Here is a 24926-nt window from a genome sequence, read left to right as displayed (position 1 = left end):
CTTTATCTTAAGTACAAGATTATGAATATTAGGCTCAATCACGAAACGTCATTGGAGCAAAATTCCATACCTTCAAGCAATGTATTTTGACATAAAGCTCACTAAAAAGTGAGCATAATTCACGCCGATTAAAGAAGTATTTCCTAGAACGGCGCCGGACAATAAAATTCGACCAGCTGCTCTGTTTGAGGATGATAAAAACTCAAACGTTCCGCATGTAAACATAGACGTGAACTGAGCTGTTGCTGTTCGGGTGTCGCATATAAGGTATCGCCAATAATCGGATGTCCGAGATATTGCATATGCACCCGTAGCTGATGTGAACGGCCGGTAATTGGGGTCAGTTTCACCCGGGTCACAGGCTGTCCCTGAATATTAAAATGTTCAATCGCCTGCCAATGCGTGATGGCCGGCTTATGATGTGCGGGATCTGCGATATGTAAGGGCGGACGGCTTGGATCATACACCACTGGCACTTCAATAGTGCCTTCACCTTCGAGTGTACCTGCAACCACAGCCTGATAGGTTTTATCAGTCTGGCGTTCCTGAAACTGGCGGGAAATGGTTTTTTGTCCCCATTTAGTCAGACCAAAGGCCAAAATACCGGATGTATCGCGATCCAGTCGATGAATCAGTAAAGTTTTGGGTTCTAATTTGACCAGACGGTTGATCAGGCAATCTTGTAAGTCTTCTGTTTTACCGGGAACTGTGAGTAAACCTGCAGGTTTGTGGATGACCATGAAATCGTCATCACGATGTATCAGATGTTCGGTTAGAAAATTACTCAAAGTTCAATCCCAGGCTGATCGCGAAAAACAAGGCGGCAATGATAGAAAGCTTAGCCAATAATTACAATGCGCATTTATGTAAATGACGATGAAATTTCCGATTTAGCGCATAAAAATGCTCAATCTCAGCGCATCAAGCTGAGGATTGTAAAATGAAGCCTGCCAATTCATGCAAAGACGGATGCTTTAGCACATCTTCATAACGGATATTGGCACCATGCGCACGCCATATACCGACTAGACTCACCACCGCTACCGAATCCAGACCATAATTTTTTAAATCGACATAGGGATCAATTTCCAAGGCATCCATATCCAGCTGTTCTGCGACAGCCAACATAATGCCTTTGGTCGACAATACATATTCTGACGGCGCGCTTAAATCCCATAAGCGAGTCAGGCTATAAGTATTTAAGTGATGTATGCCCTGTGCCGAAATATTTTCGATCCATTGAATATGCTGATCTTGATTCGCCACTAAAATGGCGTCATCGACCACACCGATTTGATCCGTCACACTCATCAGATGCGGCAAAATCTGTTTCAGCATTGGCGTGACCTGACCGGCAAAAATTAGTTGCGGATGCGTTGAGGCATATTCTCCCAATTGCTGCATGCCTTGCATCAGGTCATCACCATATAAGTCAACAATCGGAATATCGAGTGCTTTGGCTTTATTGCTGATCTGGATCAGATGACTCATTAGGTCGCTTTCTTGTATGCCTACCATCATCCTTAAATTTTGTAATCCCACTAAAACCAAAACAGATTCATTTGATGCAAGCTGCCATTTGGCTTGGGATGGAGCAAGTTGGATTTTTTTAGGGATGGGGTACAGCATGGGAGGCTCTTATAAATACAAAATAGCATGATGATTCATGCTATTTTAGTTTAGCATCGATTTGAAAAACACTTTGATTTCACAGAGGTTTATTGTTCTAATTTCGTATCATCGCCATTATATTAAATGGCTTTAATTTTGCTTAGCCCTATATTCATTAAATGCTAGAAGCATTCCCTCTTTTTGTTCTGCGGAGGCATCTGGAAATGAATAAAATCTTTCATAATCTTTTCTAAATTGGCTGCTTTCAATTCTTTTAGCTAAGTCATCAATAAAACCTTTTCCTTGAGTCTGATATTGCTGAATCGTTTGTTTATCTAGGCAGATAGTTTTCGCCCAAGAAACTGCACTCATATTTATACAAACATTGAGGTATATATTTTCGCTATCCTCATATAGTTCCCAAAAATAAGGCTCTATTTCTATAAGTTGCATTTCACTAGTATTTCCAAACTTTTAATTATTTCTAAAATTAACATAATACACGTTATACGAAATTCTTTTGATTTCCTTTTTAAATTATAACTTTATTGTATATAGACAAGCCCACTCATTAGCGATTGGGCTTTTTAGTTGATATTTCACGTTCCACGCTTCATTTTGGTACAACTTTGAATGATTTTATTAAATTAAGCTGATCAATTTCTATTTTGGATTAGCTTTGCTTAGCCAAAAATTTCTCAATGGCTACCTGTGCAATCTCCGCATCTTCAAACGACTTCACACCCGACACACCCATCGCACCGACGAGCTGGCCTTGATACAGAATCGGTTCACCACCTTCCAACATTCCTGAGAAAGTTTCCATGGTCAGAAAACCCATCTGTCCGCCTTTGATAATATCCTCAAACAGTTTGGAGGGATGGCGACTCATAGCTGAACATTTAGCCTTTTCGACGGCCAGATTTGCAGTCATCGGTGCTGCACCATCCATACGCTTCATCGCAAGCAAATTACCCGTTTCATCTACGACTGCAATACTGACATTAAAACTGTTCTGAATGGCATATTGATGGGCTTGATCTAATAAAAATTCCGCATCGCTTAAAGTCAAATAATGTTTGGTTTGCATGAAAATGATCTCTAATTTTAAATGTAATTCCCCCTAAGCCTGAGCCATATATAGCGCAAGAATACTGGAGGAAGTCTTTAAATTTTCATTTCTATTCGATAGATGAAAGCCCTCTCCTTTAAGGCATAGGTATCTACACAATTCCTGAACTTTGCGTTAAATTGAAGAGCATGCTCTTCAATTTAACATCTCTGGCCTGGACCAGCGTCTTGTCAAGCGCTATAACAGCCTTGTAAAGCTCAATATGAACCCTCTTGCTTCACTTGCTCCGGCAATCAAAGACCTGGCTTCTGCCCAAAAGTCGAGTTTCGCAACCACACAAGCGGTCTGGCGATTCCTGAATAATGACAAAATCTCTTTTAGTCAGTTAAACCAGCCAATTGAACATCTTGCATGTGAACAGATCAAGGCATCACCGCATCAATATGCATTGATTGTTCATGACTGGTCTCAGCTACAGTATGTGAAACACCATCATAAAATTCAGCGCCTGCAAAGAACCCATCAATATGATTCAGGCTATGAATTGCAAAGCAGTCTGCTGGTTGATGCAGCCTCGGGACTACCTATTGCGCCACTGGCGCAGACACTATCAGATGCCTCAGGCTGCTATTCCACATTCAGTCAACACTCTGCTGGGCGCAAATCTCATCTAGATTCACTTACCGAACAAATCAAAGTGATTGAACAATATCCCATTGAGAAAACATGTGTTCATATCATTGATCGTGAAGGTGACTCCATTGCCCACCTAAGGGAAATGAGCAGCCAGGGTTTTAAATGGCTGATTCGGGCGAAAGAAGGCCATCGAATTGAGCATCAGGGCAAAACATGCAAAGTTGCAGAAGCCGCAGAACGAGTAGAAACGCAGCAGGTCCAGCCGATTGCCTATAAAGGAAACCGGCATATGTTGCATGTGGGAGAAACTGCTATCCGGATAACACGTGCAGCAAAACCGAAGAGAAATGACGATTCAGGCCAACGGGTTGCTCCCCAGCCAGGGAGTGCGATTGAAGCCAGATTAATTGTTGCCGTAGTGAAAGATGATCAGGATAAGACCGTCGCAAGATGGTCACTAATCAGCAATGTTCCATCAGAGATTACTACGGTAGAGATGACGACCTGGTATTACTGGCGCTGGACAATTGAATGCTATTTCAAGCTGCTCAAGCAGGCAGGTCATGATATTGAAGCATGGCTTCAGACCAGACCTGAAGCCATTTTAAGGCGGTTACTGATTAGCTGTATGGCTTGTGTTTTAACTTGGCGAATCCAGCGTTCTGAAGATGAACACCATCAGAAAATTCGTGTATTTCTCACCCGTCTTTCAGGTCGGCAGCAGAAAAGAGGTAGGTTGGAAAGTGCACCTGCCTTATTGGCAGGGCTTTCGATTTTACTGAACACTCTTCAACTGCTCTCGGAATATTCAATAGATGAACTCAATGAGATAGCCACAATGGCATTAGGTATCTCATAGATGTGTAGATACCTATGCCTTTAAGGAGAGGGTTTGGGAGAGGTATTACGCTTTCATCTCAGCAAAAGTTTCTTTAGCCGCTTGAATCGTGTAAGCAATATCTTCATCACTATGCGCAGCAGAAATAAATCCTGCTTCAAAAGCAGATGGTGCAAGGTTTACGCCACGATTTAACATGCCATGGAAGAATTTACGGAACGCATCGACATCGCATTTCAGCATAGAGTCGAAGCTAGTAATATCTTCCTGATCGGTAAAGTAAAGACCAAACATACCGCCCACTTGTTGGGTCTTGAATGGAATGCCTGCTTCATCAGCAGCAGTTTGTAAACCGGCGAGCAATTTTTCGAGTTGTGCGGTTAATTTTTCATAAAAACCTTCGGTACGTAAATGCTTGAACATCTCGATACCGGCACGCATTGCCAGTGGATTACCCGACAATGTACCTGCTTGGTATACCTTACCCAGTGGTGCAATACATTCCATCACTTCACGCTTACCACCAAAAGCGCCCACTGGCAGACCTGCACCAATGATTTTACCTAAAGTGGTTAAATCCGGAGTAACGCCATAATGTGCTTGCGCACCACCCAAACCGACACGGAAACCGGTCATTACTTCATCAATGATAAACACTGAACCATGTTCATCACAGACATCACGAATCGCTTGCAGGAAACCGTCAATTGGTTTCACCAAGTTCATGTTGCCTGCGACTGGCTCAACAATCACGCCGGCAATTTCCGAACCAAATTTGGCAAAGCATTCTTTTAAAGTCGCGATGTCGTTATATGGAAGTGTCAGCGTATGTTTTGCAAAATCCGCTGGCACGCCTGCCGACGTCGCTTCCCCTTCACCACTGGTCAATAAACCTGAACCGGCTTTTACCAATAATGAATCCGAATGACCGTGATAACAGCCTTCAAATTTTACAATCTTGTCACGGCCAGTATAACCACGCGCTAAACGAATCGCGGTCATGGTCGCTTCTGTACCTGAGTTGGTCATACGAACCAGCTCAATCGATGGCATGATCTCGCAGATAATGTCTGCCAGTGTGGTTTCATGAACTGTGGGCGCACCAAAGCTCAAACCGTCTACTGCGGCATCCTGAACCGCTTTAATAATCGCTGGATGCGCATGACCCAAAATCATCGGCCCCCATGAACCTACATAGTCCACATAACGTTTGCCATCGACATCATACAGATACGCACCTTGGGCTTTTTCGATAAAGACCGGCGTCCCACCGACACTATTAAATGCGCGTACAGGTGAATTGACGCCACCCGGGATATGTTTATTGGCTTGTTTGAACAATTGTTCTTGCTTTGGAGATAAGCTCATGAAGGCACTCGACTCAAAATTAAATCAATCAAAAAATTTTATGCTGTAGCTTGAAAAAGCGCAGACCATTCATCTAAACGTTCAGGAATGGCATTCATAGGAAGTCCCAATATATCACTAATCACCGCGCAATAATCCGCACCTGACTCAATGACATCCTTTGAATTTTCAACCGTTAAACCACCAATGGCACAGAGAGGCACGTTCAATTTTTCTTTGGCCAGTTTTAAGGTTTCAAGACCAATATTACCCGCTTCAGGTTTACTATCAGTCGCATAAATTGCTCCAAATGCCACATAATTCGCACCATCGGCAATGGCCTGTTTAGCCAGCTCAAGTGAGTTATTACAGCTACGGCCAATCAACACGCCTTTAGGCAAACGCGCAACAGCGTCGACAATCGAACCATCATCCTGGCCTAAATGCACACCCACGCCGTATTTAACCGCCATTTCCAGATCATCGTTAATCACGAAAGGTACGCCATATTCAGCACACATGGCTTTCATGTACTCGATTTCGTAAATTTGATCTTCTTTCGCCACTTTTTTACGGCGATATTGCAAGACCGCAACACCACCATTGGCCATTGCACCTTCCAACTTCGCTAATAAAAGCTCTAATGGATCATCATTGGTAATTAAATATAAACCGCGCATCTTGCTCGCCACTTGCTAGGATGGCTCTATTATAGGCATAACTCGGTTTAATTGCCGCCATCTTGCTGTTTCTAAGACTGGGCAGCAACAGATTTGCAGTTTTTTAGCGCAATTTGTCAATTAAATCTCAAATATCACCATTTTCAGGGATATACGGACTTTCAAATCTGCGTTTTAATCGCCTTATAACAATAATTATAACGTGTTAATGCTTACGCCCTCCGACAAACGCTTTTAGGATTTTGCAGATAACTTGGTGGAGAAGTTGCAAAATTCTAAGAGCGATTTTTTTGTCTTTTTTTCGCCTGGCTCAAGCGTACTCAAATTAATTAATATTAAAAATACCCATTTTCAGGGATAGCCCAATCGGCGCGAAGCGTCTTAAATAGCCTTAGACACAGAAAATAAACAGAAAAATAAATACCTGTGTTTGTAATACCCGATCCTTTCTGGTTTTGAGTCATTCGTTTGTGGGAAAACGTTTCAAAGCCAGAAAGGATCTTTTACTTTCAGCACAAATCCACATGAATTCTTCTATGAATATTTACACAATAGCATGAGCAAAATCTTGAACATTTATTGGTAGCAAACAGGCATAAAAAAAGCCCGGAGAAGGTCGCTCCAGGCTTGGAAAACTGATGTATTAATTAAAATATAATAGTTGATCAAAAAACCTAATCTGCAATACCATAATTATTAGAATAATAATTCTAGACTTGCAAGGCTTTTATCGAAATTTCATGCTTTAAGTGGGCACATTCCGATAAAAGTCATTCTGGCTTAACGGGAAATTTTATCGTATTTAAGGTCGATCAGACTGATATTACCACGCAGGACATCGGCAAACATGCGCCAGTCCGAGATAAAGCTATATACAGGCTGTTTGAAGCTGGCTGGTTTATTGCGCTCAAAGATAAAATGACCGACCCAGGCACAAGCATAGCCCGAGAGTAAACCATAGGCAAAATATCGCGGCTTGCCTTGACGAATGGCTTTAGCAAAACAGTATAAACCGATGCTACTGCCGGCCACGTGCAGACGGCGGCTGATGATATGCCGATGTTCGGTCAAATAGAAGCGATAAAATTCATGATAATTCTTAATCGGCATCTGGGTCTGAACCACCACCTCATTCTTACTTTCTGGTTGTACTTGTACATTCATCTGTCATCATCCTGACGTTTTTGTTTTACCTTAGCGTATATTTTGGCCAAATAACAGCCTTTTGATTCGCGCTTCAATGTATCTTGCACATCCCCGTGAACGCCTAAATCCGATCGTTTTAGCCTAAAATGAACCGATGAAATCTAAGTTTCAAACTTCTGTTTAAGCTTTTTATGCTCAGTCAAGTCTTACATGCATTTTGATTTTGGTTACAATCTGCTGCGCACAAATCTAAAAATATAATTGCGGCTGCTGTCCGCCTCATTTCAAAACCTTATTCAAGTGAAGATTCAGTGCTTAATTGCACTGAACAGATAGGATGATCATCATGGTTGAAGTTGAACTCAAGTTCCAGATTCCTGCGGCAAGACGCACTGCGCTGCTCAAGGCACTTGATCCGAAAAAGTCTCAACAGATCCAGCTTCAAGCCAAATATTATGATACTGCCGACCGCCAACTGGCCCGGCATGGGGTGGCACTACGTCAGCGTCTGGAAGGTACACGTTGGGTTCAAACCCTAAAAGCGGCCGGAAAAAGCCATATCGAACGCTTTGAACATAATCATGATCTAGGGAAATTAACTGCATCTCCTGAACTGGATTTAGATATTTATAAGGAATTTCCAGAAGCCGGGACAATTCTCAGCAATGCGCTCGGTAATCAGTTCGACCAGCTACAACTCCAGTTTGAAACCGATATTTCCCGCACGTTAAGGGTAATTGACTATGAAGATACCCAGATCGAAGTCAGCCTGGATATTGGACAGATCCGTACTCAGCATGCCGAGCAAGAAGTACATGAAGTCGAGTTCGAACTAAAAAATGGTTCAATTCAACATCTGCTGGCCTTTAGTTTTGAATGGGTCAAGAAATACCAGCTCTGGCTCGATGTACGCAGCAAGGCAGAAATAGGCAATTTATTGGCCACTTCACAGCGCGTTAGCCCTGCGACTCTCAGCAAAGAATTTCAGATCAGCAAAAAAGACAGCGCCAGTAAAACCATGTGCAGTCTGATTGCGCAGCAGATGCAGCATTTATTGCCGAATATCGCGGCGATTGCAGCACAGGTCGCAGAGCAGGAACATATTGATCAGGCACGACTGGCACTAGACCACTTATATCTGACCTTGCTGCTGTTCAAAGACTGGCATCCTCAGCTTTCGGACAAATGGGCACATCAACTGGCGGCCTTTAAGCAGCAATTTGAACATCTGCAACATTTGCAACACATGCAAAACAGCTTGGCCGGCTTCCTGCAAAATCCAACCACGGCAGAAAATCTGAGCAAAGATATTCTGTATGCGCAGGAGAAACTCGGCAATCTGGTCAAGTCTACCCAGAATGTGCATCATTATCTGGAATTACTGATGTTCAGCTTAAATGAAAATGAGCATGCTTCCCTGGATCTGAAAACCGCTGCGCAAACTACCTTGCAACAGCAATATAAAGCCTTGCAGGAACAAATGAATCAGACGGATATCACTGATTTTGAAAGTCTGGATCAATTGTCGGGCCGGATTCAGGAACTGAAATTCAGCTTTCCGATTTTAACCACGATCTATGATGTCAAAAATTTGCAGAAATACAGCAAAGCGCTGAACGATGCTCAACTGGCAGCCAGTGAATATCAAACTTTGGCCTCTTCTGCAGTTTATATTCAGCAGACCGAGCTGGAAGCAAGTGACTGGTTTGTGCTGGGTTGGCTGACCGCCAAGCAGGAAGTCTATGCGCAAAAACTGCTTGAAGCGACCGAACAGTTCCTGGTCAGTCGTAAATTCCTGAAATAAACATATTGAAATAAAAATATTGAAATAAATATCACAAGAAAAACTCAAAGCACGCCTTCTATGGCGTGCTTTTTGTTGCAGAAGCACATCACACCCCTGCCGATCTTTGGGCTATATTAATCTGTAAAACCAACATCGCGGAGGAATGACCCGATGGCAGAAATAGAACTCAAATTTCAGATTCCGCCACAGTCTCGTGTGCAATTTGAACAGGACATTCAGAAACTTCAGCCGACTCGGCATCGCCTGTGTGCACGCTATTTTGATACTGAAGCACAGCAATTACAACAACATCAGATTGCCCTGCGGCAACGTCTGGAAGACCAGCAATGGATTCAAACCCTGAAAGCAGCGACCGAACAACAATTTGAACGTTTTGAACTTGAGCATGAATTAAAAAGTCCTCCGGAACATTGTGATTTTCAGTTATATCGCAAACATAAACCGGCAAAAAAAATTCTGAAACAGGCGATCGGTGATCTGGAGACACCACTTATTCTGCAATTTGAAACAGATGTCGTACGGTATGTACTCACAGAAAGTCATCTGGACAGCCAGATTGAGATTGCTTTTGATGTCGGAGAAATTCGGCACAATGATCAAGCCATCGATATTTATGAGGTCGAATTTGAGCTTAAATCCGGCCAGCTGAGTGAATTGATTGATTTCATTCAGCCCTGGGTTCAGCGTTATGCTTTGTGGCTGGATACACGGAGCAAATCGGAACGCGGTTTTGCCTTATTACATGGTGAAGAGAGTCTACCGGTTCAGCATCAGCTTCCCTTAGTGCTTGAGCAGAAAGATCAGATCAGTACGATTTTGCAAAAGATTGTCGTCAATTGTTTGGCTCATCTTTTCCCAAATGCGACGGCGATTGCTGCCGAAAATTATAATAGTGATCATGTGCATCAGGCACGTGTTGCGATTCGACGTTTGCGCAGTGCTTTTAAAATTTTCCAGTCCGTGACTGAACATGTACAGCCAGAATGGCCGGAACAGCTACGGGATATTTTTCAGCAATTGGGTTCTACCCGAGATCGCGATGCCTTGGCAGAAAGCCTGATTCCACAACTGGAAAAAGCAGGTTCCCCCTTACTGAAATTACCGCCACACCGTCAAAAACAGCCAAATATCAGTGCGCTGTTTAGAAGTCCTGCCACAGTAGAATTAATGCTGCAACTATTCAGCTTTAGCCAAGAAAATACAGAGGGTAAAGCTAAGTCTTCGCATAAAATTTTGTGTAAAGGCCTGAGCAAGCTGCATCAGCAAATCTATCAGGATACCGAGAACTATCAAGAACTGGATATTGAATCCCGACATCGCACACGCAAACGGGTCAAACGCTTACGCTATAACGTAGAATTCTTGCAAAGCTTATTTCCTGAAAAAGAGGTTAAAGCTTATTTAAAAGCCTTAAAACCCTTGCAGGAAAGCCTTGGGCATTATAATGACCTGTTTGTAGCAGACGAATTATTTAGACCTTATGTCAAACAACAGGCCAAGGCTTGGTTTGTGCTGGGCTGGATAAGTGCGGAACAGCAGCGTTTGTCGAGTGAAGCAGCAGAACGTTTACAGCAGTTTGCAGAAAATACCAAGCGCTTCTGGTAAGACCGGGCTTGGTCAAACTGTGCTAGCGATATTTGCCAAACACTTTCCAGGTATTATTATCTGCCAGAGGATCGTTATAACTGTCGCTGCGTTGCTTGCGTGGCTTATCGCGTGCATCGACCAGCTCAAAATGTGGTTCGACACTCAGCACGATCCCATTCACATAAAAACGGGTGCGTGTATATTCGCTCTGGCCATGCTGAAACACATAAGTGCGTAAATCCACAAATTCACGGTGTGCCACCAAAGCTGCAGTATCGTCACTATCAAGCCACTGCCGCATGGCTGCAATCTGCTCGGGTTCGAACTGGCCGCATTTTTCGATCAGGCTGGCGACCCCACGAAAAGTTTTGGATTCCTTGGCGCGGGTTTTATTAATGCGAATCCGGTCAACATGAAAATAAAACAGCGGCAAGTTTAAATGACTCGGCAGATGGATCGCATCCAAGATTTCATCTTCCATAAAAGGCTGAAACAGATCCTGTGCCCTTTCAATCAGCCCGAGCCACTGGCTATAGTATTCATCTACCTGTGACTGGCTGCCATAATAAATCGGCAAGCCTTCAACATTGGCTAGATTTGCCGGTGGCCAAATATTCTGGCGCAATAAGGCAATATCACTTTTTAGGCTTTGTACTGCAATCGCATCCTGCATGGCATTCACTTTTATATGCTTAGGCTATTTTTTAGATTAAGGCAAAGGTTTAGTTTCTGCAAGGCTTTGCCTATAATTAACGATTGAGATTTTAGTGTTAGGAACAAATTCATGGTTCAAAAGATTGAAGCAACCGATGTAACCGAAGAAGAAGCGTTAAATGCGGCATTCTTTGAACGTGCTGATGAATTTATTCAACAAGCCAACGAGTTTTGTCGCGTAGAAAAAGGCTCACAGGAAAAACCGAGCGATAAGCGCGGTCAAGTCAGTGCGGCGATGTTATTTGGTACTGCCCGTTTCAATACCTGGGTGGCAGCGAATAACTTTAAAGATGGGAATGAAATGCGCGATGCCAAAGATCAGGTCATGTCTTATATCTTGCAGCAATTTCAAATGATGCTGGAAGATAACTATGATGAATACTGTGAACAGTTCGAAAACTATTTACGTTTCCGTCACAATGAAGAGTTTCATGCCAACAAGCATAACCATGATCACAAGCATGATCATTGATTAAAATACGAAAAGCCCCGCGGGGCTTTTTTTATTTGCTGTCATTTATCATATTGACTTTAAAGTGATTTAAGCACTATATAAATTGAATAATAAATAAACGAAAACAAGGCATAGCATGCAGCAACTTCCCTTCCCGATCATTGACCCTCATATCCACCAATGGGATCCGTACAATACCCCACATGCGGCAGCGCTAGCGGTAAAGCTGTTCGGCAATCATCCCAAATTACTAGACAGAATGGTTCGACTGTTGAAACCCAGAGACGTCATTGAGACCATTGGCCTGACACAGCACCTGACTGCACCTTATCTGCCTGCAAATTACAAGAAAGATGCAGGACATTATGAAATAGAGCAGATTGTGCATGTTGAAGCCAGCTGGCATGACCATAAAGGTACGGGTGTGGTAAATGAAACCCGTTTTATCGCTGGGCTTCCTTTTGATCAGCACACTATCCAATTGGGTGGAATTGTCGCCACGGCGGATCCGCGGCAGAAAAATTTTAAACAGTTGATTCAATTGCATCGCAAAGCTTCTCCCAAGTTTCGGGGCATCCGTAAAATGGCTGCAGTACATCCAGATAAAGGGATTCATGCCTAGACCGATGAACCGCATCTCTATCGCAACACAGATTTCCTGAAGGGCTTTGACGAACTGGCCAGGCAAGATTTAAGCTTTGATGCCTGGGTGTACTCTACCCAGATTGCGGATGTTACTGCGCTGGCCAAAGCCTTTCCAAACACCCCTATTGTGCTGGATCATCTGGGTACGCCCGCAGGTTTATTTGGCAAAGTGAGCAAAGCTACAGGCAAGACCGAACAAGATCGCACCCAGATATTTGCAGACTGGAAAGATCAGTTGGCAGAACTGGCCGAATGCAAAAATGTATCGACCAAAATGTCTGGTCTGTTTATGCCAGTCTTGGGACATGATTTTCACACGCAGAAACGGCTGGCAAGTAAACAGGAATTAGTGGAACGTGCCGCACCCGTGATCCAGCATACTTTAGACTGTTTTGGTTCTGGGCGCGTGATGTTTGCATCCAACTTTCCAATGGACAGTGTCAGTAGCTCACTCACCAACATTATTGATGCCTTTAGCGATATTGTGCAGGACTACAATGAAAATGCCTTAAAGCCGATTTTTTATGAAAATGCTAAACGTTTTTATCGACTTTGAGTAGATGAGGACATGCTAAGTTGGATAACAGATTCCAGTCTAAATACGCCTTCAGGCAAAGGACTTTGTATTTTACTCACTATTATTTCAAGCTGGATAACGTCTTATTATTATCAAGTGGCGATCCATCATCCTTTTGATCAAGATATTGCTTTCGTTTCAACTTTGCTTGGCTGTGGAATATTGATTTTCCTTCTTATTGTATCTGTTTGGAGTCTGCTCCTATCTATCCTTGCAAGCTTAACTGGAGGGATTGTTTTTAGCCATAGAGCAACCTAAAGCATAAAACTAAAATAAAAAAATCCCCTCACTTGAGGGGATTTTTTATCAACACTATGATGTTTTAACTTGCTTACCGTACTGATCAGCCATCACTTCCACCAGCTGGTCCGGCTTGATGTATTTTTTGATCATGGCATCAATATCGGCTTTGCTCAGTTGAGCAATCGCCTGATCACGTTTTTCCCGGTAAACCAGATTACGGTCTTTTTCCAGCTGTGGAATCAACATAGTGTGAATACGGCGATCATCTTCGAGTGCAGTTAAACGCTGTTTCAAGATACTGGCTTTTGCCGCTTCGACTTCCTGTTCAGTCACGCCACGTGTCAGCAGTTCATTGAGTACCTTATGCACTGCCTGAGAAACCTGTGCGGATTTTCCAGCCGTATAATTGGCACTAATCATCATGGCGCCCACATCTGCCCATTCATCGAGTTGCACATCTGCACTAAAACCATAGACTAGGGCATTTTTCTCGCGTAGCTCTTGTGCCAGTCGTGACGATAACTGTGAATCACCCAGAATATATCGAAATACCTGTAATGCAGGTGCATCGGCATGATCTGCGCCGACCGGCATGCTCATGAATGCCTCATAACTCCCGAATTCACGCTGCTCAGACAACGCATGAATTTTCTGGGCTGGATAGCTTCGATATTCCGATTTCAGACGCTCATAAGGCTGTGTAGCTTTCCAGTCTGAGAAACTGTTTTTCAGCGTTTTTTGCATCGATTTTGGATTAAACTCACCTGTGACCGCGATTTGTGCATGCTGGGTTTTTAAAAACTGCTGATACAGTGCCATAACCTGTTCGCGAGTCGCTTTCTGATACTGTTTTTTGGCCAGTTCAGGCTCGAAATGGAAACGCAGATCGCCAGGCTGATAGATCTCGAGAGTTCGCGCTATCGTCAAGCTCGACACGGTATCTGGTTCAGTGTAAGGACGATCCAGACTGGATAAAGTTTGACTCTTGATCAAGTCAAACTGGCTTTGCTCAAATGCCGGCGTTTTCAGTACATCAACCACATACTGGAAAAACTCTTCAAACTTTTCTTTTTTGGCGCTGATCTGCAAGGTCAGGCCATTGCCGGATGCACTGGCAGTCGCCGAACCGCCTACTTCAATAATTTTATCGGCAATCTGCTGCAAGCTTTGGGTTTTCGATGAGCGCAACATTAAATAAGCGGTCAGATCAAGAATCTCGCCTTTATTCATCAGACTTTGAGCGCTACCAAAATCCAGTGAAATTGTGGCATAGACTTTATCATCGCGTGTAGTCGTCGGAAACAGCGCGTATTTAATGCCATTTTTCAACTTGCCACGCTGAATCTGTTTGTCTTTACTATGCAAATACTGTTTGGACTGCTGTATATATTGTTTTACTTCAGCCTGATAGACACTGACATCTTTCAGAGGCTCTTCTGTTTCGGCCTGCTGATCCAGAGTTTTTGCCGGTGCTTCTGTCTGTGCCAGTTCCTGCGCTTTCTTCTGATCTTCCGGGGTAGGTAAAATATTGCCAGAAATACGGTATTCAGGTTTTAAAAAACTCTTATAGACCTGATTGACCTGATTCACACTCAGGCTTTGAATTGAATTCAGATCTTTAAAATACTGGCTCCAGTCACCTGAATACGCCACTGCATAATCGCTTAAACGTGAACCCAAAGCAGTCGCACTGTTTTTAATATTGTCGGCCTGATTTCGGGTCAGATTTTTAGCCCGGTTTAATTCTGCTTCGGTAAATGGCTGACTCTGTTCTACGCCTTGAATCAGTCCCTGCTCTATCGCTTGTGCCTGATGATTCGGAGCATAGATTGCTCCCATAAACACCAGATTAAAGTCTTTATCCAGCCAGGTACTGGATTGCACCGCTGTTGACTTCCCAGTTTCCACCATATTCTGATAGAGATGTCCACTTGGCTGCAAAGTATAGAGCGTTGGCGAAACAGCCAAAGCCGTTTTAATGCTTTCTTCGGATTGATTCAAATAAAGATTAAACTTGGCCAGATCACTGCCTTTCTTTACTGTAAATTCACGCTGTTTGATTTGCTCTGGTTTAAGCGCTGGGACTTTCACTTGCGCTGGTACATTTCGGGATTGAATCGGACTGAAATGCGTATCCAGCTGTTTTAAGACTTCGGCCTTATCAAATTTGCCCGAAATGACCACAAAGGCATTATTCGGTGCATACCATTGACGGTAAAAATGGTTTAGTTCCTGCATATTGATTGATTGCAGCTCATTTAGGTCACCAATCGGCAAACGGCCTAAATACTGATTGCCATAAGCAGATTTAAACACCTGATCGATCAATACTGAAAATGGCTGATCCAGACGAATTTCACGCTCGCGTTTTACAATATCAATTTCAGTCGGTACATATTTTTCCTGAAGCACCAGCTTGTCCATGCGTTCGGCTTCGAGAAAAATGACTTCACTCAGCGCAGTTTTTTCAGGACGGATCACATTAGTATATTTGGTTGAGTAATAGTCGGTACTGGCATTGGTCATCAAGGTATATTGATCCAGTCGACGCTGGAATTCATCCCCTTTGACATTTTCTGTGCCTTTAAAGGCCAAATGTTCCAGCAGATGCGCCAGACCGCCCTTGCCTTGAGGATCATTCAGGGAGCCGGTCAGATAGACCGTATTCATAAAAACTTTATTTTCTTTATCATTCGGTGCCAGGATAATGCGCAGTCCATTATCCAGTCGGTATTCTTCAACATTTTGTTCCGTTTTCACCAAAACAGGTTGTGCAAAACTCAGTGCACTACAGCCAGACAATACAATCGCCAGACTTAAATTTTTATAACGTAGCAACATTCTTCATCCAAATTATAAATATAAATTTTTATTCGCGCCCTTCTTAGAGAATGATTCTTTTTCTGAATAATCTATTCCAAGCCGGACCATCAAAATAACATGCCGTCTCACCTGACGACATGTAGTTCTATGTAATTAAAAAATTAAAGATAAATCTCAGCCTGCATATATAGCTTGCCGTAACCGGAAATTTCAATTCGATTCTGATCTTGCAAGGCACAATATAGCACCCCACCACGCGCCGAGGCCTGATAGGCAACCAGTTCATTTTTACCAAGTTTCTCGGCCCAGAGCGGCGCAATTCCAGTGTGAATTGAACCGGTTACCGGATCTTCATTGATTCCATTACTCGGTGCAAAATAACGTGAAATACAGTCGTATTGGGTATCTTGTGAAGTAATTGCAACATCTAAATAGGTATTTTGAGCAGTAATCGCAGTACGTTTGCCATTCAACTGTTTCAACAATTCAAAATCAGGCGTTTCATCCAGCACATCCTGTACCGATTCATATTCAACAATATAGCCCTGCGCGTTCAGATAAACCTGTTTAAACGGTTTGCTCAAGGCCTGTCTTAAAGCTTCAGGATATTCAGCAACTGGCTCTGCACGACGAACTGGAAAGTTCATTCTGATCTTGCCATCTGCATCCTGATTGACTACAAAAATGCCTAAGTCTTTTACATGAAAATGAATCGTTTTCCCCGTATCAAATTGATTGAATAGTACAAAGCTGCTGGCCAATGTCGCATGACCACAAAAATCTACTTCCTTGGTTGGCGTAAACCAGCGGATGGCATAATTATCGCTATCGATAACTTTAACAAAAGCCGTTTCAGACAGATTATTTTCCAAGGCGATATTTTGCATCAGACCATCTTCGAGCCATTCATCCAGCACAATCACGGCTGCGGGATTGCCTTTAAACAGTTCTGTGGTAAACGCATCGACCTGGTACATTTTCATTTTTTGAATTCCTGAATATAACGATCTCCAGTTTAAAAGCTTTTTTGCAAGAAGGAACTTGAATATGTTAATGATCTCATTAATCTAGCCTATTAAATAAATAGAGCAAATGGTGCTGCATGACAAACTCCCATCTTCAAAGTGTTCCCTTAGAAAAAGCTTATCGTCTGATTACCCATGGACCTACTGTGCTGGTATCTGCTCAAGACCAGCAGGATACAGATGTCATGGCAGCGGCCTGGGCATGCGCACTGGAATTCAGTCCTGCCAAAGTGACCGTGGTTCTGGACAAAAGTACCAAAACCCGAAATATTATTGAAAAATCAGGTTATTTCGCGCTGCAAATTCCAACATTGAAACAACTGAATATGGTCTATCGTCTGGGTACGCAGAGCCTGCATGATGTGCCTGACAAACTGGCACAATCCGGAGTAGAACTATTTCATTTTCCTGATGCTGATATTCCTGTAGTACAAGGCTGTGCGGCCTGGATACTCTGCGAGATGATTCCTGAGCCGCATAACCAGCAAATGCATGACCTGTTTATAGGCAAGGTGATTGCAGCCTATGCCGATGATCGGGTCTTCCGCGACGGCCACTGGCATTATCATGAAGTGGATGAAGAGTGGAAAAGTATTCATCATGTAGCCGGCGGGCATTTTTACACCATCGGCAATGCGGTGAGCATTGATGATCCGGAATTATAAATTTTTCAAATTTGGAATAAATGAAAGTAATCGCGGATGATCAGACGATATCAACCAGCACCAGAGTATCCGAAATTATGCTACTTTATCTATAATCTTCATTTGATGTGATGTGCTATGACACCCTTTAAAATTCACTGTATTGATGTCCAGAATTCACTGCAAAATTATATCTGGTTGCTTGAACATACCGCGTCGCATCAGGTGGCTGTGATTGATCCAACCGAAGCAGAATTGGTACAAGACTATTGTGCCGAACACGGTTTAACTGTAAGTCAAATCTGGCTGACTCACTGGCATAAAGATCATATTGGCGGTGTGCCGGAACTGATCCAAGGACAAAATCTGCCTGTGTATGGCCCACGGGCAGAACTAAGCAAAATTCCGTTTATCACCCATCCTCTTGAGCATGAAGAACAGTTTAATTTTCATGGAATAGATATCCAGGTGATTGCTGTACCCGGGCATACACTCGGCCATATTGTTTATTTTATTGATGCGATTGATGTGCTGTTCTGCGGCGATACCTTATTTGCCATGGGTTGTGGCCGGGTTTTTGAAGGCACCTATTCACAGATGTATCATTCACTGTCCCGTCTGGCTGCCTTGCCACCGCGCACCCAAGTCTATTGCACCCATGAATACACATTATCGAATGCACAGTTTGCCAAACACGTTGAACCGGACAATTCGGCAATTCTGGAACGCTTCGAACATATTGAGCGTTTGCGTATACTAGGCCAGTGCACGCTGCCAAGTAGTATTGAAGATGAATTGCAAACCAATCCTTTTCTGCGCGCAGAAAGCGTGGAAGAATTCCAGCGTTTAAGAACCCTGAAAGATCAGTTTTAAACCGGATTCAAAGCTGAAGATCAATGCTTCAGCCGACTTACTTATTTGTCATTTGCGATGCATAGAATGTTATTGAAAGGCACGTACAAATTTTGCACAAATTGGAATAAGTTGAATCTCCATCTAAAAAATGTCTTTCTGTGCCATTTTTTGCTTTCTTATAATTAATCAAGTCCTCTATTTTTTTAGAAACCAATTTCAGTTCCAACACATGAAATAATGACTTATAAATAACAGGATGATATTGATTTAAATTAGAGAAATTCGTGGAACATTGCTTAAATAATCAGCATGGAACCTAACAAGTGAATAAAAAAGCCCAATTTACTTGAATTGGGCTTTCACTTATACGCTAAACATATAATTTGTATAAAATAAAAAATAGCATTTCGTATAACGCGTATTATGTTAATTTTAGAAAATCGTAATAGGATAATAAAAATCTATATTGTTTTAAGAGAACTCTCTTATGATTAAATCTCTATAGTTCTTTTAATATTTGCTATGTATCAAAGAATCAAGCAATGGGCTAAATCAATTAAAAAAGACATCTTGGTTGTTTGGCTTATTGCAAAAGACAAGCGAACGCCCAATTCTGTAAAGTTTTTAGCTTTAATTATTGCTGCTTATGCCTTCTCACCAATTGATTTAATTCCAGATTTTATTCCCGTACTTGGGTATTTAGACGATATTATTATTGTACCTTTAGGTATTTTATTAGTTATCAAGCTTACCCCACAAAACATTGTAGATGATTGTAGAATTCTTGGAGAAACCTTAGTTGAAAGGCCTATAAACCGTTGGGCAGCAGGAATTATTATCCTGATATGGCTTGTAATATTGGGATATTTAACCATGTACTTCATGAACGATTCACTGTCTATACTGTCTATTTTTAACAAGTGAGATTTAGATACCCTCTCTCATTTGCACCCATTTAATATAATGGGCATTATTCAAAATTAAACTGTAAACCAAAATAGAAATAAAATGTCTGCTTTCAGAGCATGACATTAGTTCTGTCGTTCAACTTTAAAAGTGACATTGGCCATGTCGATCCCGAATGATGATATGTAGGATAGCAGTAACTAGTTTCTTGGATTCTATTCACTAAAACTGACAACGTATGTATCGCATGAAGCAATGTTAAAGAATCTGGTTACTTTGTGCATAAGTATCCAGTTCACCTTGAGTCACGACACGCACCGCCTGCATTTCATCAATACGTACCAGTAGCAAGCCACCTAAAGCAGGCTGATAACGACGGGCACTGCCGAAAGGCGTATAGGCCACTTTCGACTGAATACTAAAGCTCAACCAGTCTTCATGTCCCAACATCACAGCAACCGGATCAAGTCCCTGCTGCTGCATTAATTCAATTTGCTAATTCACATAGTCTTCAATGGTTAATTCAGTCATGGTGCGGGTATTCAGTTTGAGAATTACATTTCAGACAGTATAAAGCATGCAAATCGAGCTGAAGATCAGAAAACCAGCAGCCGGTATTCTTTTAATAAATAAGTCGATTGGATTTTAATTTCCTCATTCTAGATCTGAAATTTTCTATTTCATACGATTGATAAAATTAGGAAATAACCTGTTTCACTAATAAGCTATTGAATTAGAAAATTAATTATCCAAATTTATAGCTTATAAAAGCTTAATATTTAGTTACAACCTATTCAATATGATAAAAATCATTTACTTAACGTTTAAATTGATTTTTTCTTAATCAACCGATGTTCACTATATACACAAATTCATTTAAATTAATTTAAATAAAGGCATTTGCCCTTTAAAAGATAATTTTTCACCCTTATTTAAGATTTAACAATGATGAAGGAGTGATCTCGTGAAAAAAGTGGTTAAAGCGAAAAATTTGATTGCATTTCGACTATGGTTAGAAAAATTAGGATATTCGGTACGCACCCTGGCGGATGATCGTGGTTTCAGTTTCAGCTTCAAGAAAGAATATGGCCTGGTGACCTGTGATCTGGCAGGTAATGCTCTGGCACTACAGTTAGGCGAGGAATTTGAAGATCATTTAAAAGCCTGATTGCTTCTATTTAAGAGAAGAAAAATAAATTAATCTTTCCACTGATTCAACAGCGCTATTCTCCAGTTATTCAGCCCATTTCGATGGGCTTTTCTTTGTTTAGTAAATTTGAGGCAATAAAAAAGCAAGGCATTTGCCTTGCTTTAATATGATGGTGGGGACGGAGAGACTCGAACTCTCACACCTCGCGGCGCTGGAACCTAAATCCAGTGCGTCTACCAATTTCGCCACGTCCCCATCAGGGTACCAACTTAGCGTTGGATTTCTTTCAAACTTTGGCAGAGGATCAAGGATTCGAACCTTGACGAACGGTTTTGGAGACCGTCATGCTACCATTACACCAATCCTCTACTTCCACCCAATATCCAGTTACCCAAATATCGATTGGTGGGGACGGAGAGACTCGAACTCTCACACCTCGCGGCGCTGGAACCTAAATCCAGTGCGTCTACCAATTTCGCCACGTCCCCAATGGCTGTGTATATTATAGAGATAGACCGGCATTGACAAGCGATTTTACAAGCAATCACAATCTATTCCGCTATAAAATAAACAGTTAGTTTAATTTTTTATAAAATTTATGTCGAAAATTTGATTGATTTGAAGATATGACTGCCCATTCGTTATTTTTAATCATTTCGATTCAATTCCAACATTTCAAATTAAAACTCAAATAAATTTCTAATCTTGATCAACATGAGCATTCAAAATACTGAAACTATTATTCATAAATTATTTTTGAAGCAGTGCATGGAATCAGAATACAACACAGCATAAATACAACGGCTTTGCCAAATTTCAGGCAATAAAAAAGCAAGGCACTCGCCTTGCTTTAATATGATGGTGGGGATAGAGAGACTCGAACTCTCACGCCCAGAAGGCGCTGCGACCTGAACACAGTGCGTCTACCAATTCCGCCATATCCCCATGGCTGTGTATATTATAGCGATCAGACCTGATTCACAAGTAGTTCTATAAAAAGCTAAATACTTTTATATCAAAAATTAATCAGTTAATTCCCTATTGAGCAAATACTGCTCTATTTAGACCAATATATAAAATTGTTAGACACCATGGGACTGATCCATATAACATTTAAATTATTGAATATACAGATCGCATGAATTATTGCAGCAATACAATGAAATTTACTAAAGCCCTGCCCTTGCAATCATTCGCTAGATAATTTAAGCCCAGAACGCATTGATGTTCATCAATCTTGACAGCAAAAATCTGGTACTAAAAAAACCGCCCTCAAATTTCAGGCAATAAAAAAGCAAGGCATTAGCCTTGCTTTAATATGATGGTGGGGACGGAGAGACTCGAACTCTCACACCTCGCGGCGCTGGAACCTAAATCCAGTGCGTCTACCAATTTCGCCACGTCCCCATCAGGGTACCAACTTAGCGTTGGATTTCTTTCAAACTTTGGCAGAGGATCAAGGATTCGAACCTTGACGAACGGTTTTGGAGACCGTCATGCTACCATTACACCAATCCTCTACTTCCACCCAATATCCAGTTACCCAAATATCGATTGGTGGGGACGGAGAGACTCGAACTCTCACACCTCGCGGCGCTGGAACCTAAATCCAGTGCGTCTACCAATTTCGCCACGTCCCCAATGGCTGTGTATATTATAGAGATCATTTCCAGCTGACAAGCCGTTTATCATAAAAAAACACTCGTTTGATTAAATAAGAAACAATCCGAGTTTTATTGTATTTTTCTCATTCAATTTCAGTCATTAAGTAGTCTTTAACCGCTTGAAAATCGGCCAATCTATGCTGCTTCTGCTTACTTAACATTTCTTCTAATAAGCCTTGAAAAGCCTGTAAGTGCTGCGGTAACTCAACTTTCAGACGCTGACAATGCAAAAAGGCCCAATCCAGATAATCTGTCGCCTGTAAACGCTGACCACTCAACCACTCATAAAAAATAACACCCAAAGCATAAACTTCACTTTGTAAGCTTTTAGCTTGGCCTTGAAACAGTTCAGGTGCCATATAACGCGGTGTCGCATTCAGTTCATGCAGGTCATTCTGATGGAGTATTTGGACATGCTCAAAATCAAGCAGGCAGACCCTGCCCTGATTATTTACAAAATGTTCTTGCTTTAAATCGGCATGCAAATAACCCAATTCTTGCAGGCAGATTAAAGGCTCCACAGCTTGCAGCAAATGTTGCCGAATTTGCGTGATGGATTGCTGATGCGGCATGATCTGAAAATGCGCCGGCGCATCGACCAGAATTAAGGCCTGCTCAAATTGTTCATGATTGATCTTGAAAGGCTGTTGAATAATTTGATGTGGAAGGAAAAAATTTAGATCACTTGAGCTGGCATGAGCCTGATAAAAATCCAGCTCATGTTGCCAGCCTAGTTCAGCATGTGGAGATGATATTAAACTATCAGATCTATGCGATATCTGGGTTTTTAGCCAGAGCGCATTTCCCTTGGCATAATAAAGACGCCGACCAAAACCCAGACTACGGGCTTTGGTTCGTAGTTCAAAATCAGAAATATCGAGATGATCTAAATTAAGTCGTGGCAATGTATTCAGGTATTGGATTAAGTGTATGCTGATAATTTAGCAGCTCCAGACAATGCTGAATAGTTTTCCCGACCCGTTCCTGAGTCTCAATGAGGGAAATTTTCGGCCATGTGGCACGCTCGCCTTCACGCTGTAAAATTTTAAACAGATACGGCCGTGGATTCTGCAACATATAGCTATAGTGGCGCAGGCTATATTTACCGACAATATTCACATCACCATAATAACGCTGGTCAACTACACCATAGCCATGATCCAGCAGACGGCGTACAGGAGGTAAGCTTCCGGCATGCTCTCTGGCAAAATCCATCATGCCTTTGGTAATCACCGCGCCCTGACGGCGAACAATCCGTTGCGGCCAGGTCAAGGTACCTTTACGGAAACGTGAAATATCATCCTGCATGAATGGCACGATATGCGGGTTGGTCTGACTGGCAATGGTATAATTAATATTATACAGGCGTGCCATTTTCTCCTGCGGAAAATCACTGCGCACGCTGCCATCCACCCAGCGGGTTGAACCCATATAAGGCGTATATTGACCATCATAGCGCTTACTGGTCAAACGAACCGGTGGAAACATAACCGGCACCGCACAAGACGCCAGTACCGCACTCCAGACCAGCAAATCCGGAGAAGTATAGGCATTTAAAATGCGTGCATCCTGTCCAGCATCATAAGGTGCAACCGCAATATTGATATGCAGACCTGAGGTTTTGAGTGCTTCTTCGAAGGTCAGATCACCCAGATTTTCGACCAGAAATTTTTTTAGATATTTTACATCCGCCAGACCACCATTACCTTTCATCAATTCACTCATGGTGCGGAAATGAAAAGCCTCATGAAAGAAATTATGGCCTTTCAAAATATCAATATATTGCGAAGGTTTGGATACACCTAACATGGCGGTCATGATGGCACCCGCACTTGAACCGGACATTACCTTCGGCAACAAGTCCTGCTCCATTAAGGCTTTGCATACACCAGTATGAAACAGACCCAGCGTCGAACCACCGGAAAACATCAGGGCTGGCTGGCCATAGGCGCGCTGACAATGCTGAAAATATTCGATTTTTTCTTCCATACTGAGACAGGTACAGTCTATTGAAGCAATATAGGCTAAGCCTTGGCTGACTTCTTCGACATAATCTTCAATAATTCTTTTAGTGCCCACATAGGCTTCGGTAAACAGTAGAGGATGGGCAATGTTGGCAATATCGTAGCTCAGGCCTTCGCGCAAAATATACATCAGGTCACGGGTGCGCTTTTGTTGTCGATAGCGTCGTAATTTACCCAGACGATGTGCGATCACTTCTGCATCAAAGTAGGGTGAACTGTTATCAAATTTCCATTCCTGTGCACCTGATTCTTCATCTATTTTCAGGGCAATATATTTCCATTCCTCATAGGACTCAGCCTGTTGCAGCTGCTGCTTGAGCTTTTTAATACGATAGGCCTGATGTGGATTAATATCCTGAGTAAAATCTTTAAACAGCATCTGCCTTTTCCCTATATTTATTCTTGATACAGCTCGTACCCAGAGCCAGAAAATGTGTACAAATTTTCTATCCTCTACAATAACGAAAATTCTCTACTT

The 24926-nt window shown here is 42.2% G+C and carries 21 protein-coding genes, 7 tRNA genes and 1 pseudogene; 9 read left to right on the top strand and 20 right to left on the bottom strand.

The window, feature by feature from the left end; translation table 11 throughout:
* Nucleotides 1–143: 143 nt before the first annotated feature.
* From I6L24_RS10230 to I6L24_RS10215, 4 genes are all read right to left on the bottom strand, one after another.
* The gene (locus I6L24_RS10230) at nt 144–788 is read right to left on the bottom strand and encodes an RluA family pseudouridine synthase (RefSeq protein ID WP_004279998.1); all 645 of its coding nucleotides are present in this window, start codon (nt 786–788) and stop codon (nt 144–146) included.
* A 133-nt stretch (nt 789–921) separates the two neighbouring features.
* The gene (locus I6L24_RS10225) at nt 922–1629 is read right to left on the bottom strand and encodes a phosphopantetheine-binding protein (RefSeq protein ID WP_004280000.1); all 708 of its coding nucleotides are present in this window, start codon (nt 1627–1629) and stop codon (nt 922–924) included.
* A gap of 132 nt (nt 1630–1761) precedes the next feature.
* Complete coding sequence (locus tag I6L24_RS10220; RefSeq protein ID WP_004280001.1) at nt 1762–2064, bottom strand: hypothetical protein; 303 nt, start codon at nt 2062–2064, stop codon at nt 1762–1764.
* A 220-nt stretch (nt 2065–2284) separates the two neighbouring features.
* On the bottom strand, nt 2285–2701 hold the full coding sequence (locus tag I6L24_RS10215; protein WP_004280003.1) for a GlcG/HbpS family heme-binding protein: 417 nt from the start codon (nt 2699–2701) through the stop codon (nt 2285–2287).
* Between the two features lie 244 nt (nt 2702–2945).
* Between I6L24_RS10215 and I6L24_RS10210 the strand changes: the two genes are divergently transcribed.
* The gene (locus tag I6L24_RS10210) at nt 2946–4178 is read left to right on the top strand and encodes a transposase (protein WP_004730312.1); all 1233 of its coding nucleotides are present in this window, start codon (nt 2946–2948) and stop codon (nt 4176–4178) included.
* A 45-nt stretch (nt 4179–4223) separates the two neighbouring features.
* On the opposite strand, the gene hemL is transcribed toward I6L24_RS10210, so the two are convergent.
* The 3 genes from hemL to I6L24_RS10195 all read right to left on the bottom strand — a co-directional run bounded on the left by hemL (nt 4224) and on the right by I6L24_RS10195 (nt 7348).
* On the bottom strand, nt 4224–5525 hold the full coding sequence (hemL, locus tag I6L24_RS10205) for a glutamate-1-semialdehyde 2,1-aminomutase (protein ID WP_004280005.1): 1302 nt from the start codon (nt 5523–5525) through the stop codon (nt 4224–4226).
* Nucleotides 5526–5563: 38 nt separating this feature from the next.
* Nucleotides 5564–6184: a thiamine phosphate synthase gene (thiE, locus tag I6L24_RS10200; protein WP_005107266.1), complete on the bottom strand. Its 621-nt coding sequence runs from the start codon at nt 6182–6184 to the stop codon at nt 5564–5566.
* A 780-nt stretch (nt 6185–6964) separates the two neighbouring features.
* Complete coding sequence (locus I6L24_RS10195) at nt 6965–7348, bottom strand: DUF962 domain-containing protein (RefSeq protein WP_005266760.1); 384 nt, start codon at nt 7346–7348, stop codon at nt 6965–6967.
* Between the two features lie 328 nt (nt 7349–7676).
* Here I6L24_RS10195 and I6L24_RS10190 point away from each other — a divergent pair, with 328 nt between their 5' ends.
* Together I6L24_RS10190 and I6L24_RS10185 are read left to right on the top strand one after the other, a co-directional pair.
* Nucleotides 7677–9134 carry a CYTH domain-containing protein gene (locus tag I6L24_RS10190; protein WP_004280008.1) on the top strand — a complete coding sequence of 486 codons (1458 nt, stop codon included), beginning with the start codon at nt 7677–7679 and terminating at the stop codon, nt 9132–9134.
* 153 nt (nt 9135–9287) lie between these two features.
* Nucleotides 9288–10742, top strand: a complete 1455-nt coding sequence (locus tag I6L24_RS10185) for a CYTH and CHAD domain-containing protein (RefSeq protein ID WP_216985956.1) — start codon at nt 9288–9290, stop codon at nt 10740–10742.
* Between the two features lie 22 nt (nt 10743–10764).
* On the opposite strand, the gene I6L24_RS10180 is transcribed toward I6L24_RS10185, so the two are convergent.
* A complete protein-coding gene (locus tag I6L24_RS10180; protein WP_004280010.1) occupies nt 10765–11397 on the bottom strand; it encodes a hypothetical protein in 633 nt (210 codons plus the stop codon).
* A 111-nt stretch (nt 11398–11508) separates the two neighbouring features.
* On the opposite strand from I6L24_RS10180, the gene I6L24_RS10175 reads away from it, so the two are divergent.
* Both I6L24_RS10175 and I6L24_RS10170 read left to right on the top strand, forming a co-directional pair.
* Nucleotides 11509–11910 carry a DUF3144 domain-containing protein gene (locus tag I6L24_RS10175; RefSeq protein ID WP_004280011.1) on the top strand — a complete coding sequence of 134 codons (402 nt, stop codon included), beginning with the start codon at nt 11509–11511 and terminating at the stop codon, nt 11908–11910.
* Nucleotides 11911–12028: 118 nt separating this feature from the next.
* Nucleotides 12029–13093, top strand: a pseudogene (locus I6L24_RS10170) (amidohydrolase family protein).
* Between the two features lie 333 nt (nt 13094–13426).
* On the opposite strand, the gene I6L24_RS10165 reads toward I6L24_RS10170, so the two are convergent.
* Both I6L24_RS10165 and I6L24_RS10160 read right to left on the bottom strand, forming a co-directional pair.
* A complete protein-coding gene (locus I6L24_RS10165) occupies nt 13427–16198 on the bottom strand; it encodes a M16 family metallopeptidase (RefSeq protein WP_004280015.1) in 2772 nt (923 codons plus the stop codon).
* A gap of 143 nt (nt 16199–16341) precedes the next feature.
* Nucleotides 16342–17163, bottom strand: a complete 822-nt coding sequence (locus tag I6L24_RS10160) for a PhzF family phenazine biosynthesis protein (RefSeq protein WP_004280017.1) — start codon at nt 17161–17163, stop codon at nt 16342–16344.
* A 119-nt stretch (nt 17164–17282) separates the two neighbouring features.
* Here I6L24_RS10160 and I6L24_RS10155 point away from each other — a divergent pair, with 119 nt between their 5' ends.
* From I6L24_RS10155 to I6L24_RS10145, 3 genes are all read left to right on the top strand, one after another.
* A complete protein-coding gene (locus I6L24_RS10155) occupies nt 17283–17870 on the top strand; it encodes a flavin reductase family protein (protein ID WP_004280018.1) in 588 nt (195 codons plus the stop codon).
* A 117-nt stretch (nt 17871–17987) separates the two neighbouring features.
* Nucleotides 17988–18722: a hydroxyacylglutathione hydrolase gene (gene gloB, locus I6L24_RS10150; RefSeq protein WP_004280019.1), complete on the top strand. Its 735-nt coding sequence runs from the start codon at nt 17988–17990 to the stop codon at nt 18720–18722.
* A gap of 504 nt (nt 18723–19226) precedes the next feature.
* A complete protein-coding gene (locus tag I6L24_RS10145; RefSeq protein WP_004280020.1) occupies nt 19227–19628 on the top strand; it encodes a YkvA family protein in 402 nt (133 codons plus the stop codon).
* A 240-nt stretch (nt 19629–19868) separates the two neighbouring features.
* On the opposite strand, the gene I6L24_RS10140 is transcribed toward I6L24_RS10145, so the two are convergent.
* Entirely contained in the window at nt 19869–20093 is a 225-nt protein-coding gene (locus I6L24_RS10140) for a hypothetical protein (protein ID WP_004280021.1), read from the bottom strand.
* 481 nt (nt 20094–20574) lie between these two features.
* Here I6L24_RS10140 and I6L24_RS10135 point away from each other — a divergent pair, with 481 nt between their 5' ends.
* Nucleotides 20575–20778, top strand: coding sequence for a hypothetical protein (locus I6L24_RS10135; RefSeq protein WP_004280022.1), 204 nt, complete (start codon nt 20575–20577; stop codon nt 20776–20778).
* A 152-nt stretch (nt 20779–20930) separates the two neighbouring features.
* Here I6L24_RS10135 and I6L24_RS10130 read toward each other — a convergent pair.
* The 9 genes from I6L24_RS10130 to I6L24_RS10090 all read right to left on the bottom strand — a co-directional run bounded on the left by I6L24_RS10130 (nt 20931) and on the right by I6L24_RS10090 (nt 24827).
* Nucleotides 20931–21015 (bottom strand) — tRNA-Leu (locus I6L24_RS10130).
* A 39-nt stretch (nt 21016–21054) separates the two neighbouring features.
* Nucleotides 21055–21128, bottom strand: a tRNA-Trp gene (locus I6L24_RS10125).
* A 35-nt stretch (nt 21129–21163) separates the two neighbouring features.
* Nucleotides 21164–21248 (bottom strand) — tRNA-Leu (locus I6L24_RS10120).
* 371 nt (nt 21249–21619) lie between these two features.
* Nucleotides 21620–21705, bottom strand: a tRNA-Leu gene (locus I6L24_RS10115).
* Between the two features lie 377 nt (nt 21706–22082).
* A tRNA-Leu gene (locus I6L24_RS10110) sits at nt 22083–22167 on the bottom strand.
* Between the two features lie 39 nt (nt 22168–22206).
* Nucleotides 22207–22280 (bottom strand) — tRNA-Trp (locus I6L24_RS10105).
* Between the two features lie 35 nt (nt 22281–22315).
* Nucleotides 22316–22400 (bottom strand) — tRNA-Leu (locus tag I6L24_RS10100).
* Nucleotides 22401–22507: 107 nt separating this feature from the next.
* Nucleotides 22508–23329 (bottom strand): protein kinase domain-containing protein, encoded by an 822-nt coding sequence (locus tag I6L24_RS10095; RefSeq protein WP_005251457.1) that lies wholly within the window; start codon nt 23327–23329, stop codon nt 22508–22510.
* A complete protein-coding gene (locus I6L24_RS10090) occupies nt 23316–24827 on the bottom strand; it encodes a DUF3336 domain-containing protein (protein ID WP_005251456.1) in 1512 nt (503 codons plus the stop codon). Before I6L24_RS10090 ends, I6L24_RS10095 begins: the two co-directional genes overlap by 14 nt.
* Between the last annotated feature and the right edge of the window lie 99 nt (nt 24828–24926).

This window comes from Acinetobacter lwoffii, from assembly GCF_019048525.1.
Classification (GTDB): Bacteria; Pseudomonadota; Gammaproteobacteria; order Pseudomonadales; family Moraxellaceae; genus Acinetobacter; species Acinetobacter lwoffii_K.
This window is presented reverse-complemented; position numbering and strand designations above follow the sequence as displayed.

Excerpts from the sequence above, each read along its gene's own strand:
- I6L24_RS10225 (WP_004280000.1), bottom strand. The coding sequence starts at position 1,629 with ATGCTGTACCCCATCCCTAAAAAAATCCAACTTGCTCCATCCCAAGCC.
- I6L24_RS10220 (WP_004280001.1), bottom strand. The coding sequence starts at position 2,064 with ATGCAACTTATAGAAATAGAGCCTTATTTTTGGGAACTATATGAGGAT.
- I6L24_RS10215 (WP_004280003.1), bottom strand. The coding sequence starts at position 2,701 with ATGCAAACCAAACATTATTTGACTTTAAGCGATGCGGAATTTTTATTA.
- I6L24_RS10210 (WP_004730312.1), top strand. The coding sequence starts at position 2,946 with ATGAACCCTCTTGCTTCACTTGCTCCGGCAATCAAAGACCTGGCTTCT.
- hemL (WP_004280005.1), bottom strand. The coding sequence starts at position 5,525 with ATGAGCTTATCTCCAAAGCAAGAACAATTGTTCAAACAAGCCAATAAA.
- thiE (WP_005107266.1), bottom strand. The coding sequence starts at position 6,184 with ATGCGCGGTTTATATTTAATTACCAATGATGATCCATTAGAGCTTTTA.
- I6L24_RS10195 (WP_005266760.1), bottom strand. The coding sequence starts at position 7,348 with ATGAATGTACAAGTACAACCAGAAAGTAAGAATGAGGTGGTGGTTCAG.
- I6L24_RS10190 (WP_004280008.1), top strand. The coding sequence starts at position 7,677 with ATGGTTGAAGTTGAACTCAAGTTCCAGATTCCTGCGGCAAGACGCACT.
- I6L24_RS10185 (WP_216985956.1), top strand. The coding sequence starts at position 9,288 with ATGGCAGAAATAGAACTCAAATTTCAGATTCCGCCACAGTCTCGTGTG.
- I6L24_RS10180 (WP_004280010.1), bottom strand. The coding sequence starts at position 11,397 with ATGCAGGATGCGATTGCAGTACAAAGCCTAAAAAGTGATATTGCCTTA.
- I6L24_RS10175 (WP_004280011.1), top strand. The coding sequence starts at position 11,509 with ATGGTTCAAAAGATTGAAGCAACCGATGTAACCGAAGAAGAAGCGTTA.
- I6L24_RS10165 (WP_004280015.1), bottom strand. The coding sequence starts at position 16,198 with ATGTTGCTACGTTATAAAAATTTAAGTCTGGCGATTGTATTGTCTGGC.
- I6L24_RS10160 (WP_004280017.1), bottom strand. The coding sequence starts at position 17,163 with ATGAAAATGTACCAGGTCGATGCGTTTACCACAGAACTGTTTAAAGGC.
- I6L24_RS10155 (WP_004280018.1), top strand. The coding sequence starts at position 17,283 with ATGACAAACTCCCATCTTCAAAGTGTTCCCTTAGAAAAAGCTTATCGT.
- gloB (WP_004280019.1), top strand. The coding sequence starts at position 17,988 with ATGACACCCTTTAAAATTCACTGTATTGATGTCCAGAATTCACTGCAA.
- I6L24_RS10145 (WP_004280020.1), top strand. The coding sequence starts at position 19,227 with ATGTATCAAAGAATCAAGCAATGGGCTAAATCAATTAAAAAAGACATC.
- I6L24_RS10140 (WP_004280021.1), bottom strand. The coding sequence starts at position 20,093 with ATGCAGCAGCAGGGACTTGATCCGGTTGCTGTGATGTTGGGACATGAA.
- I6L24_RS10090 (WP_005251456.1), bottom strand. The coding sequence starts at position 24,827 with ATGCTGTTTAAAGATTTTACTCAGGATATTAATCCACATCAGGCCTAT.